This window comes from Moorena sp., assembly GCF_982860115.1.
In genome coordinates this window covers 1-13,566 of sequence record NZ_CEYLVT010000090.1, presented here as the reverse complement: position 1 = coordinate 13,566, position 13,566 = coordinate 1, and the positions used below count along the sequence as shown (strand labels likewise).

At 42.9% G+C, this 13,566-nt stretch carries 6 protein-coding genes; 1 reads left to right on the top strand and 5 read right to left on the bottom strand.

Annotated features, from left to right (window positions below; all coding sequences use genetic code 11):
- Positions 1-116 precede the first annotated feature (116 nt).
- Positions 117-524 (bottom strand): ArsR/SmtB family transcription factor, encoded by a 408-nt coding sequence (locus tag AC4II3_RS16700; protein ID WP_488029742.1) that lies wholly within the window; start codon positions 522-524, stop codon positions 117-119.
- A gap of 591 nt (positions 525-1,115) precedes the next feature.
- Here AC4II3_RS16700 and AC4II3_RS16695 point away from each other — a divergent pair.
- On the top strand, positions 1,116-2,759 hold the full coding sequence (locus AC4II3_RS16695) for a D-Ala-D-Ala carboxypeptidase family metallohydrolase (RefSeq protein ID WP_488015973.1): 1,644 nt from the start codon (positions 1,116-1,118) through the stop codon (positions 2,757-2,759).
- A 13-nt stretch (positions 2,760-2,772) separates the two neighbouring features.
- Here AC4II3_RS16695 and AC4II3_RS16690 read toward each other — a convergent pair whose 3' ends face one another.
- From AC4II3_RS16690 to AC4II3_RS16675, 4 genes are all read right to left on the bottom strand, one after another.
- Positions 2,773-7,041, bottom strand: coding sequence for a TIR domain-containing protein (locus AC4II3_RS16690; RefSeq protein WP_490722844.1), 4,269 nt, complete (start codon positions 7,039-7,041; stop codon positions 2,773-2,775).
- 212 nt (positions 7,042-7,253) lie between these two features.
- The gene (locus AC4II3_RS16685; RefSeq protein WP_488015786.1) at positions 7,254-8,858 is read right to left on the bottom strand and encodes a DUF4231 domain-containing protein; all 1,605 of its coding nucleotides are present in this window, start codon (positions 8,856-8,858) and stop codon (positions 7,254-7,256) included.
- 110 nt (positions 8,859-8,968) lie between these two features.
- Positions 8,969-9,286 carry a hypothetical protein gene (locus AC4II3_RS16680; RefSeq protein ID WP_488015788.1) on the bottom strand — a complete coding sequence of 106 codons (318 nt, stop codon included), beginning with the start codon at positions 9,284-9,286 and terminating at the stop codon, positions 8,969-8,971.
- A gap of 283 nt (positions 9,287-9,569) precedes the next feature.
- A partial coding sequence (locus tag AC4II3_RS16675; protein WP_490722843.1) for a TIR domain-containing protein occupies positions 9,570-13,566 on the bottom strand: 3,997 nt, incomplete at its 5' end.

The window sequence follows — 13,566 nt, the reverse complement described above, 5'->3', positions numbered from 1 at the left end:
ATGATCTCGTGTCCGGTTGTTTCAGTAGTATTCATAGTCTATGGTTTTTTTGGTAATGGGTAATAGTTCAGGAGTAATCACAATTATCAATTACCAATTACCAATTACCAAGGTCACTAAAAAGATTGCTGCATCGCTTTGAGTTGCTCTAGCTTTTGATGTTGTTGCTCTATTTGCAGTGACAGGGACTCACACACTAGCTCACATAGCTCAAAGATAAAGGGATTAGCTATTTGGTAAAAGACATTGATTCCTTGTTGATTGCGAGTGACAATCCCTGCTTTAGCCAGGATTTTTAAATGCTTGGATACATTGGCTTGACCTAAGCCTGTTTCTTCGATAATTTGACTAACATTTTTTGAGTCGGACTTCAGACAACAGATAATCTGCAAGCGACTTACTTCAGATAAGACTTTAAAGAAATCAGCGATCAGGGTCAAGGAAGTAGGGGATAACTGGGATATTTCACAGTCTGGAGGTTGCTCAGTCCTCAGAGAGGATTTTGGCAAAGAACTTTTAAGCATAATAGATTGGCTGACAGTGGTAATCAGGGCTACGCTTCATCTATTATATTATTATACGGTAGTCTTACGGAGTAGGGAGTAGGGAGTAGGGAGTAGGGAGTAGGGAGTCGGGAGTCGGGAGTCGGGAGTCGGGAGTCGGGAGTCGGGAATAGGGAATAGGGAGTAGCGATGTATGGCTTGATTAATCTCTAATACTGCTAATAAAAAACCGTAGTTTTACCTAGCAAAACCTTTGATGAATTCGCCTTTTAAAAAACACTTTAAAAGAAATTACGGAAATCATAAAAATGATAGCAAAAATGCTATCACTATAAAAAAGTAAAGATATAATTTTAAAAAGGCGTTACTGATTAATCGTCAGCTATCAGCTATCAGCTTATGCGCAGGCTAATTGAGGTGCTTTTTAATAAAAGAGGTAAGGATTAGTTTAATCTGAGTTACGTCTTTTGAATAAAAGAGGTGTCAATTTTCGGAACCCCTACTGCCTGCTCCCTGCTCCCTGCTCCCTATTCCGTAAAACCAAATATTTTGTAGCTCACGCCACAAGAACGCCCCCTAACAGTTGTCTTTATTCCTAAACTCAAAATAAAAATGTCTAGCGATTTGCGACTTCGTACTCTCAAACCTCAATATGAACAACTTTTTGCTACTTGTCAGCTCAGGCGAAGCTGCCTAGAGCCAACTGGCCGCATTGCTCAAGAAATTCTCCAACGGCAAGGAGACTACGGATTAGTGGAGCGGCAAACAGGAGTGCCTTGGTGGTTTGTGGGAATTTTGCACTATCGAGAGCTGGATTTTCGAGACGCTCACCTGCACAATGGCGATTCTTTAACTAATAGAACAATTCGCTACCCACAAGGACGACCGATTGCTCCACCAGCTAACGGACAACCATACACCTTTGTTGAGAGTGCGATTGATGCACTGCGCTGGAAACAGTTCCACACTGCCAAAGACCACTCAATCGGCGCAATGCTATGGGGGTTTGAGCTATGGAATAATTTCTGTGATGTTAAGGGGGGTAAAAATTCCGAGTATCTTTGGAATGGGACCAATCACTTTAGTAGCTCACAGTATTGGAATCAATCCCTGATAGGTAACAATAATGATTCCTATGGTCAAGGGCACAAGATAGGAGCAGCAGCAATTGTTTGGTATTTGTATTACCAAGGAATGCTTAATCAACGGTTACAGTTTGCCACTCCACAAACTTCTGTTAATTGGCAACAGGCAAGTAACACCGGATCAATTCAGTTTCTGGATCTGCTCAGAGGTTATGGGAAACTGCCTCATCAAGATGCAGCACTAGCTTGGCTGCAACAACAGCAGTCGCCATCAGTGCTCACTGAATTTACTCGTCGCTGGCAAGATGATGCTGATCGCAAATTAGTCTCTGTGGGTAAGTCTGCTGTTGTACAACTTTCCAATGGCACTCAGTTACCGACTAATTTTGTACTTCAGCAACAATCTCGGAAACCAGAGAGTCGAGGCACTATGCCAAAGACAGGGATTAGGCTAAGAGTACTCAGCGATACTGTGTTTAAAACAAGTACCCAGCAGTCCTATCAGCTCAAGGACTCACAAAAAGTTTTCGTCAAGGCAAACACGGAGTTTGAGATTACATCGGATCAGCCAGCCGAGAATAAGCATATTCAGGTAGTCCTGGCCAATGTTGCTTTAGGCACACCACCATTAAAAACCTGGTACGTCTTCTGTGACCATGTTGAAATTGAAGGGAGTGAACCCGATAACGCACCTAAGGATGAACAACAATCTGACTTAATTAAGATTAACTCTAACAAGACTGGTCCAATTCAGTTGCCTGGATATGACAAAACCTTTTACCTATCGGAGCCGATTATCACTGGTGGTCACTTTAGTTGGGCAGAGGCCACTAAAAATGGTACTCGCATTCCTACGAACAAAACTATTGTGGAGAACATTCTCAAAATTGCTGAGGTCATGGAGGAAGTTAGGGAATACTTTGGCAATCGCCCCATCGTGGTTAACTCTTGGTATCGCGACCCAGTAACCAATCGCAAAGTTGGTGGTGCTACACGCTCCCGTCATCTTTCTGGGGATGCTGTGGATTTTGTGGTTGAGGGGATATCGCCAATGTCAGTGAATAAACGCCTGGATTCCTGGTGGGGTTCCCGAGGTGGTCTAGCCAGTGCGAGTTGTTTCACGCATATTGATGCCCGAGGCCATCGGGCCAGGTGGAGTTATGGTTTTTGATATCGTGAGGATTTTATCTAGAATACCTGTCCTCTAAACCAAATACCTTCCGATCTCCTGGTGAGAGCTGATAAATTTTAGCTGTTTGCAACCACTCATATATAGCCTCCGGCTTGAGCCACACCCTGGCAGTCCCATTGCTGAAAGCAGTGAGAATTTTGGTGCCATCGGGAGAAAACACGGCGGAGTTCACAGCAGCATTCTTGTCTCTCATCACCAGGATTAACCTACCGTTTAAATCCCACAACCTGGCAGTTTTATCGTCAGAAGCAGAGAGAATTGTTTTACCATCGGGAGAAAACACCGCTGAATTAACATCAAACTTATGTCCTTTCTCACGACCTCCTCCAAAGGTTCGGATCTCGTTTCCATTCAAATCCCACAGCTTTATGGTGTGATCTTCTGAAGCAGTGAGAATTGTTTTACCATCAGGGGAAAAGACGGCGGAATTCACAACATCGGTATGTCCTTTAAAATCAGTAATTATTTCTCCATTTACGTTCCACAACTTCGCCAGTTTATCGTTAGAAGCCGTAAGGATTTGCTGGCGGTTAGGAGATAGCGCAGCGGAATTAACTACCCCCTTGTGTCCTTTGTACTCTGATATTTCTATCAGTTCACTGCCACTAAAATTCCATAACTTGGCAGTTTGATCGTAAGAGGTAGTCAGAATTTGCTGGTCATCTTGGGAAAAGCTGGAAAATTTAGCACCATTCCTACCAAATATCGTTAAGTTATTATAGTTATCATGTAAATTAATATCCATGATCAGGCGATCGCCTTTTCCATTCCATAACCGGGTTTTGCCATCATCGGAAGTCGTGATAATATAATTTCCATTCGGGGAAAAAGCTGCTGTTTTTACAGAACAGTGATTCCAGACATCACAGCCATGAGGAAGTTGCTTGAGCAATTTTCCGCTCAGATCCCATAAATAAGCGTTTTTATCGGTAGTGGCTGTCAAGATTTTTGTGCCGTCAGGAGAAAACACAGCAGAATTCACAGCTGCTGAATGTCTAAAAGTAGAATTAACAGGTTGTTGGGTGATATCCCATAACTTTACTGTAGAGTCATCAGAGGCGGTGATTAGTTTGTCTCCATGGGGAGCAAATGCTGCAGTAGTAACCGATAATTGATGACCGATTAAATTAGCGATCGCGTTTCCATCCAAATCCCAAATTTTGGCAGTATTATCATAACTAACGGTAATAAAGTGATTACCGTCTGGGGAAAACAAGGCTTTTTTGACTGCATCTGAATGTCCTGCAAAGGTTTTAATTAAGTTTCCATCCTTATTCCATAATTTGGCAGTGCCATCTGATGAAGCAGTAAGGATTTGATCACCGTCTTGGGAAAAGAACGCTGAATTAACCCAACCGGTATGTCCCTTAACTATGTTGATCAGCTCGCCATTGTGGGACCACAATTTAGCTGTCTTATCTTTACTGGTAGTGATAATTTTAGTTCCGTCTGGAGAAAATACCGCAGAGGTAAGACCGCAATGATAATCCTTTATATGTACATGCCAACAGCTATCCTGATCTAGAGTTGTGATCAAATTCCCATCGTTATCCCATAATTTCGCAGTTTTGTCCCGTGAAGCGGTGAGAATTGCTTGACCATCAGGAGAAAAGATCGCAGAGACGACGATATCTTTATGCCCGCTCAAGGTCTTAATTAGTTGTCCCTGTTTATCCCATAATTTAGCCGTATTATCATCAGAAGCGGTGAGAATTGTCTGACCATCTGGGGAAAAGACGGCAGAATTAACCCTGCACTGACCGTTGCGGACGCAATCGTGCCCTCGTAAGGTATTGAGCAAATTGCCTTCCTTATCCCACAACTTAGCCGTTTTATCCTCTGAGGTAGTCACTATTGTATTGCCATCTGGGGAAAATACAGCAGAATTAACCCTAGCAGAATGTCCGGCTAAGGTAGAGATTAGCTCGCCATTGAGATTCCACAATCTTGCTGTGGTATCCTCTGAAGCCGTGAGAATTCTACTACCATCCGGCGAGAATACTGCACTAGTCACAGCCCTTTTATGTCGCATATTGGCATAGTAAAAAAAGAAGCGGCGATGAATTGCTGAATGGTAGGCTATACTCAGCAATTGTGAAACCTCAGGCACTTGACGGGTATTGTCAATCTTATAAGCAGCCTCGGCAATGCGTAAAGCCTTCGTCGGGTGTCGTTTTAAAAACGTCCTTGCTTCTGAGAGAAGATGCTTGATTTTAGCAATTTTGAAGTTATATTCAGCCAACTTCTTTTCTTGAATTTGATGGATAAGAGTGCCAACAGCCGCTACCAATGCTATCATGACTGCGACAAGAAATAACTTTTGTTGTCTAACTCTTTTCTTCTGTTCTGCTAGTCGTGCTTTTGCTTCCTTTGTACGTTCCTCTTGCAACCGTATGATTTCTGCTTGTCGCTGTTTTTCGGCTTCTTTTGCCGCTTCAATAGTGTTGTTACTGGCTTCAAAAAATTCCTTCTGTAAAGGAGTTGGGGGAGGATATTTATGATCTTGCTCAGCTTCCAGCAACCAGTTTTGGACAATGGAAAACTCAATCCCCCGCAACAGCAAGTCAGGACTTTTGTGGTTTTTTTCCCATTCCAAGGATCGCTGAGACAACTTGCTGTGGTTATGGACATGGTCTCGGTCAGTATCTAGGGTTCTGATCAATTCACTGAAATTGGTATTAAAATCTCCGCCATTTTTTCTAAAGTCTATCCACTGTATCTTAGCTAATGCCGGATGTAACAGGTTTGCTGCTACTTCGTGATGTAATATGGTCACAAACCGTTTATTTAAACTCTCGGCGTATTCCACCTCATCTGCACAATAGGGTGAATTCACTGAGCGAGGGGAAATAATAAATAAAAAGTTGTCAGAATTTTCAATACCCCGATAGATTTCCTGCTGAAAATCACTCCCTGGAGGAATACTTTCTTGGTCAAACCAAGTGCTTTTTCCCTGCATCTCGAGTGCCTCGTTTAACTGACGGGCAAAATCGGAATCTGCTCGAGAATAGGATATAAATACTTCTAAAGAGGATGAGGGGATTTGATTGCTACTTTCAGTAATAAATTCGTGATGAAGGGGTAAGGGAGGAGAAGAGTTGCGTTGCTGATTAAGAGTCAGCCAATTTTGATAATATCGCAAATTGTATCCCCGCAGTAAAATGCTGGAATTACGATTTTGATTTTTCCATTTAATCGCCTTTACTAATAACCTCTTATGGTCTGAGTAGTAGGGCTCATCCTGATGCAGTACCTTAATCAGTTTGTCAGCATCAATGCGGTATTTAGCTTCATCATTATAGGTAGTAAAGTCAATAAATTGTAACGCTCTGATCTGGGGAGGGATGCACTCTAGTTCTATGGATTCAATCAAGAGGGGAATAATCCGTTTGTTGTTAACCAAGGCGTGGGTGATTTCTTGCTGACAATAGTCGGATTTCAGGGAAGCAGGTGAGATTAAGTAGACAATATTATCAGCTCCCTCAATGCCTTGATAGACTACGTCTTGGAATGGGGTACCGGTTTGAATATCGGTCTTATTAGTCCAAACAGTAAAGCTTTTCCGCATTAAGGTTTTAGCAATTTTCTGCATCACCGGCTTATCTTGATCGGCGTAGCAGATAAATACCTGGGTCAGAAGGTTATTGGCATTCTTGGTGCTTTCACAAATCAACTCACACTGTAGGTCTGTAGGAACACAAGGAGGTTGCTGATCAGTAAACTTAACTTTTAGCCAAGATTGAGCCTGTTTTTGCTCTTCTCCAATTAACAAATAGTTGGTTTGTTTGTGATGTCTAGACCACTCCAATGCCTTGACTAGAATTTCTGTATGTTGTCTGACGTAATCACTTTGATGGTGGATGACGTTGAGTAACCCAGCCAAGGATGTTTCAAAATCCTCTGTATTATCTCGGAAATAAACCCAGTTAATTTGTTGGATAATTGGATGCATCTTATCCCAACAATCCATAGGTTCAACGTGGAGTAGAGGGATGATGCGTTTGTTGAGTTTAACGGCGAGTTGAATCTCTTTGAGACAATAGGCAGATTTGACTGAATGGGGAGCAATGATAAACAAGAAGTTATGGGATTTTTCAATGCCATCATCAATTTGATTTTGGAAGTCTACACCCAGAGGAATATCCTGTTGGTCAAACCAGATTCTGAAACCAAGTTCGGTTAATCGTTGGTGTAGTTTGGTAGCAAATACTTTGCTATCAGCTCGTCCGTAGGAGATGAAGGCATCGAAAAAAGTCTTCATGTTTGGTAGTTAAGTAGGGATTCTATGTAGTAGCTATTTGAGGGTAACTTGGGCTCACAAGTTTCAGAACCTACAGTTATAGAATTCCCTAAGGTGATGCTAAGGTAACAGTTTTACCATTAGCTGGTCAGCAGTCACCAGTCAGCAGTCAGCTTACTGCTTACACTAAGCTGCATCCCCTGAGTATTTTTGTCTAGAAAATCTCTAGAAACTTAAAGCATTTGCTCAGCTCGTTGGACAAAGGTATAGAACTGTTCCCAACCGTTGTAGCCTCCATTGACTAGCCTGCGGACTTTCCGCCAGTCTCCATCTCTGGCTGCTTGATACACCTTGCGGTCCAAGAAATAGCAGGCTAAAATTTGAGCAGCAATTTTGGGCTTGAGGGCAAGTTCCGGATTTTTTTCTAAGGTGCTGCCTAGACCAATTTTTTGGCCGTAGTCCCTGTAGTTAGCCCGACCGGTAATTTGAATAAAGCCGCGCCCATGATAGCGGGCTCCATCTCCTGGTTGGGTATTGCCCAAGTCTTTGCGACCTTCGTACATTTTGGTGAAGTATTTGGCATTACCGTATTCATTGATAGTACGGAAACCACCGGTTTCGACACCGATAGTAGCGATCGCAGCAATCAAGGTTAGCTTATCTAAAATCTTCTTTTCCTCAAGACCAGCCAGCACCTCTGGTAAATAAGTCTGGACATCTTTGAGGGGACACTTGAGAATATCCGCAACTACCTCAGGGGTTACAAAATCGGATTTGGCTCGACAGGGGACGGAATCCTGAGAGTCCTGAGTTGGAGGAGTCAGGTCATGGTTGTTGTTTTCGGTTAAGGGAGTGCTTTCGAGTTGTTCGAGTTGGTTAGCTTCAGTCAACTCATCCTCATCCTCTTCTTGCCAAACCATGGGAGTGTTGTTTGAGGCTGAGGTTGCTAAATCATCCAATAAGACCATGGAAGGAGTTCCGCCATTACTGCTGGTTTTGAAACCATTGCCTTTGATTTGGCTAGGATGAACAAACTCATCCCCGTCTTCTTCCTGCCAGATTCTGGGGATATCGTTAGCAGAGGGATTGGCTGGAGCATTAAAGGTATTGCTTGGGTCAAATTCCTGAGGAAAGGGATTACCAGGGTTACCCCCTCTGAGGGGGAAATCATTTGGGAATTGGGTGGCTTCTGGAATCGGTTGCTGTTGTAATTGTTCGTTGGGTTCTGACTGAGCCATACCTAGGTTTGGAGTTAGGTTTGGACCTGGGTTTTGAGTTATGTTTTGAGATAGGATTAACTCTGTTTGTTCCCTGGCCTGTTCCTGGTCGTGCTCAAGCTCGCTGATGTATCCTTGTACATCTTTCCTGATCAGCACCTCTACACGGGAGGAAAACTGGGTAAATGCCTGGGTGTGGTTTTCTACACGTCGGTAAGGCCCACTTAACTGAAGAAATTGCCAGCCTTCTATCTTCATGGCTTCTGCGGTGTTGCGATACTGAGTGTAGTGTTTGCCATATTGAAATAGCTCCTCTACAGCGGCGCTAATTGCCACTACCTGACTCAGTCCAAAGGCAGTCCAACCCAAGGCTACTCTGATTTTACCGTCGCTGCTGTTGATACCCACTAAAGCCGGAACAATTACCCCTCCGATAATGGTCATCATTCGCAGGGCATAATAGTGGTTGCGACACTGATTTGCTCGCTTGTCTAACCACAACACTTGGTCGAGCCAGCGAGCTTTGATAAACCGCTTCTGCATTTCCGATAGATCAATCCCATCAATCAACCCAGCTATCTCTTCTTTAAATTTTTCCTGATAAGACCGTTTTTTTCCCATGATTGACTCGTCCTGTTTACTTGAGAGGATTCCCCAGACCTATACCCCACTGTTATGGATGAAAGAAACACCTTGACAATGGCTAGGTACCTGAGGGGGTGACAACAAGGCTAAAAACTAGACAGGGTATCGGGTGTGGGGTGTGGGGGGTGGGGAAAATAGAAGCGATGCAGAGGTGTGACCCGTGGCGAATTTAATTCGCCAACGGAAAGCACACCTAAGCGGTCTTGGGGAGGCAGTGCGGTCTTGGGGGTTCCCCCCATGACCGCACTGCCGTGGTTTCCCCCACTCGCGCAAAGCATGGCTGACAGCGATGCAGCGCGGTCTTGGGGGTTTCCCCCATGAGCGACTGCATCAAGACAGGGAATTTGGAGTGAGCCTAGGGATAACAATCGCTCCGAAACCTGATTTAACCGTCCCGTCGTCACTCCGCCAGCTCAAAATCTTCCCCTCCTGGGAGGGGTTAGGGGTGGGTTACCCTACACCCATCACCCCACACCCCACACCCCGTAAAGCTTTTAAGGCTGTTTGTCACCCCGTCAGGCTAGGTACATGTATGGATTGTGTTTGGGGACTCATCACCCCAGTTATAACCGGGAATTATGACAACGTGGGTAAGGACAAATGCTCAAGTTTCGAGTATAGTTGAATCTGGTAAATACTCCCTTTTTTTGATAACGATCAATAAGGGTATCTGACATTAGTAGGATTTTATCTAGGATCGCTGTGATCTAAACGAAATTCCTTGCGATCTTCTTCTGACAGCCGATAAATGTTAGCTGTTTTCAACCACTCAACAATATCCTCCAGCATCAGCCACACGCTGACAGTGCCATTGCTTGAAGCAGTGAGGATTTTGGTGCCATCGGGAGAAAAGACGGCAGAGTTCACAGCAGCAGGAGTAAGGTCTTTCATCTCCAGGATTAAGTTACCGTCTAAATCCCACAACTTGGCAGTTTTATCGTCAGAAGCAGACAGAATTTTTGTACCATCGGGAGAAAACACCGCTGAATTAACATCAGACATATGTCCTTTACCGGGGTCTCCTCCAAAGGTTCGGATCGGCTTTCCATTCAAATGCCACAGTTTTATGGTGTCATCTGCTGAAGCAGTGAGAATTGTTTGACCATCAGGGGAAAAGACGGCGGAATTAACAGCACCTTTATGTCCTTTAAAATCAGTAATTATTTCTCCGTTCAAGTTCCACAACTTCGCCAGTTTATCCTTAGAAGCCGTAAGGATTTGCTGGCGGTTAGGAGATAGGACAGCGGAATTAACTTCCCCCTTGTGTCCTTTGTATTCTGAGATTTCTATAAGTTCACTGCCACTAAAATCCCATAACTTGGCAGTATGATCCTTAGAGGTAGTGAAAATTTGCTGGTCATCTTTGGAAAAGCTGGCAAATTTAGCACCACTGCTACCGAATATCGTTAAGTGATTATAGTTATCATGTAAATTAATATCCATGATCAGGCGATCGCCATAGTTACCATTAGGGGAGAAAGCTGCTGTTACAGCACAGTTCTTCCCGATATCACAGTCATAAGGAAGTTGCTTGAGCAATTTTACGCTCAGATTCCATGAATAAGGCTTTTTATCGGTAGTGGCTATCAATATTTTTTTGCCGTTAGGATAAAACACAGCAGAATTCACAGGTGCTGAATGTTTAAAACTAGAATTAACGGGTTGTTGGGTGATATCCCATAACTTTACTGTCGAGTCATCAGAGGCGGTAATAATTTTTTCTCCATTGGGAGAAAACGCTGCAGTGGTAACCGATAATTTATGAGCGATTAAATTAGCGAAAAGATTTCCATCCAAATCCCAAATTTTGGCAGTATCATCATCACTAACGGTAATAATCTTTTTACCGTCTGGGGAAAACAAGGCTTTTTTTACTGGCTCTGAATGTCCCTTCAAGGTTTTAATTAATTTTCCATCCTTATCCCATAAGTTAGCAGTGCCATCTTCAGAAGCGGTAATAATTTTACCGTCTTTGGAAAAGAAAGCTGAATTAACCCAACCGTTATGTCCCTTCAATAGTTTGATCAGCTTGCCATTTTGTTTCCACAACTTAGCTGTCTTATCTTTACTGGTAGTGATAATTTTAGTTCCGTCGGGAGAAAATATCGCAGAGGTAAGACCCCTATCCTGATTTAGAGTTGTGATCAAATTCCCATCCTTATCCCATAATTTGGCAGTTTTGTCCCGTGAAGCGGTGAGAATTGTCTGACCATCAGGAGAAAAGACCGCAGAGACGACGATATCTTTGTGCCCCCTCAAGGTATTAATTAGTTTTCCCTGTTTATTCCATAATGTAGCCGTATTATCATCAGAAGCGGTGAGAATTGTCTGACCATCTGGGGAAAAGACGGCAGATGAAACGCTGCACTGACTGTTGGGATTGCAATCATGCCTTTGTAAGGTATTGAGCAAATTGCCTTCCTTATCCCACAACTTAGCTGTTTTATCCTCTGAGGTAGTCACTATTGTGTTGCCATCGGTCGAAAATACAGCAGAATTAACCCTAGCAGAATGTTTGTCTAAGCTCTTGATTTTCTTGCCCTTGAGATTCCACAATTTTGCTGTTTTATCCTTTGAAGCGGTGAGAATTCTACTACCATCCGGCGAGAATACTGCACTAGTCACATCCCTTTTATGTTTTATATTGGCATAGTAAAAAAAGGAGCGGTTATGAATTGCTGAATGGTAGACTCTACTAAGTACTTCTAAAGCCTTAGGCTCTTTCTTGTTAATCTTATAAGCAGCCTCGGCAAGGCGTAAAGCCATAGTAGGGTTTTTCTGGTTTTCTGGTAAAGACTCCTTTGCTTCTGAGAGAAGATTGTTTATTATAAAAAGTTGAAAGTTATGGTTAGCCACCTTCTTTTGTTTAATTTGATAGATAAGAGTGCCAACAGCCGCTACAAATGCTAGAATGACTCCGACAATCAATAATTTTTGTTGTCTAACTCTTTTATTCTGTTCTGCTAGTCGTGCTTTCGCTTCCTTTGTACGTTCCTCCTGCAAGCTTATAATTTCTGCTTGTCGCTGTTTTTCGGCTTCTTTTGCCGCTTCAATAGCGTTGTTACTGGCTTCAAAAAATTCCTTCTGTAAAGGAGTTGGGAGAGGATATTTATGATCTCGCTCAGCTTCCAAGAACCACTTTTGGGCAATGGAAAACTCAATCCCCCGCAACAGCAAGTCAAGAGTTTTGTGGTTTTTTTCCCATTCTAAGGAGCGCTGAGACAACTTGGTGTGGTTATGGACATGGTCTCGGTCAGTATCTAGGGTTCTGATCAATTCACTGAAATTGGTATTAAAATCTCCGCCATTTTTTCTAAAGTCTATCCACTGTATCTTAGCTAATGCCGGATGTAACAGGTTTGCTGCTACTTCGTGATGTAATATGGTCACAAACCGTTTATTTAAACTCTCGGCGTATTCCACCTCATCTGCACAATAGGGTGAATTCACTGAGCGAGGGGAAATAATAAATAAAAAGTTGTCAGAATTTTCAATACCCCGATAGATTTCCTGCTGAAAATCACTCCCTGGAGGAATGCTTTCTTGGTCAAACCAAGTCGTTTTTCCCTGCATCTGGAGTGCCTCGTTTAACTGACGGGCAAAATCGGAATCTGCTCGAGAATAGGAGATAAACACCTCTATAGAGGATGAGGTAATTTGAGCGCTACTTTCAGTAATAAATTCGTGATGAAGGGGTAGGGGAGGATGAAGGCTACGTTGCTGATTAATAGTGAGCCAAGTTTCATAATATCGCAAATTGTATCCCCGCAGTAAAATACTGGGATTACGATTTTGTTTTTTCCATTTAATCGCCTTTACTAATAAGGTCTTATGGTCTGAGTAGTAGCGCTCATCCTGATGCAATACCTTAATCAGTTTGTCAGCCTCAATCCGGTATTTATCTTCATCCTTATAGGTAGTAAAATCAATAAATTGTAGCCCTCTGATCTGGGGAGGGATGCCCTCTAGTTCTTCTGTCGATTCAATCAAGAGGGGAATAATACGTTTGTTGTTGTCCAAGGCGTGGGTGATTTCTTGCTGACAATAGTCTGATGTCACGGAAACAGGTGAAATTAAGTAGACTAGGTTATCAGCTCCCTCAATGCCTTGATTGATTACGTCTTGGAATGGAGTACCGGTTTCAATATCGGTCTTATTCGTCCAAACCGTGAAGCTTTTCCGCATTAAAGTTTTAGCAATTTTCTGCATCACCGACTTATCTTGATCGGCGTAGCAGATCAACACCTGGGTCAAAAGGTTATTGGCATTCTTGGTGCTTTCACAAATCAACTCACACTGTAGGTCTGTAGGAACACAAGGAGGTTGCTGATCATGAAACCTAACCTTTAGCCAAGATTGAGCCTGTTTTCGCTCTTCTCCAATTAACAAGTAGTTGGTTTGTTTTTGATGTCTAGACCACTCCAATGCCTTGACTAAAATTTCCGTATGTTGTCTGACGTAATCACTTTGATGGTCGATTACCTGGAGTAACCCAGCCAACGATTTTTCAAAATCATCTTTATTATCTTGGAAATAGATCCAGTTAATTTTTTGGATAATTGGATGCATCTTATCCCAACAATCCGTAGGTTCAACATGGAGTAGAGGGATGATGCGTTTGTTGAGTTGAACGGCGAGTTGAATCTCTTTGAGACAATAGGCAGATTTGACTGAATGGGGAGCA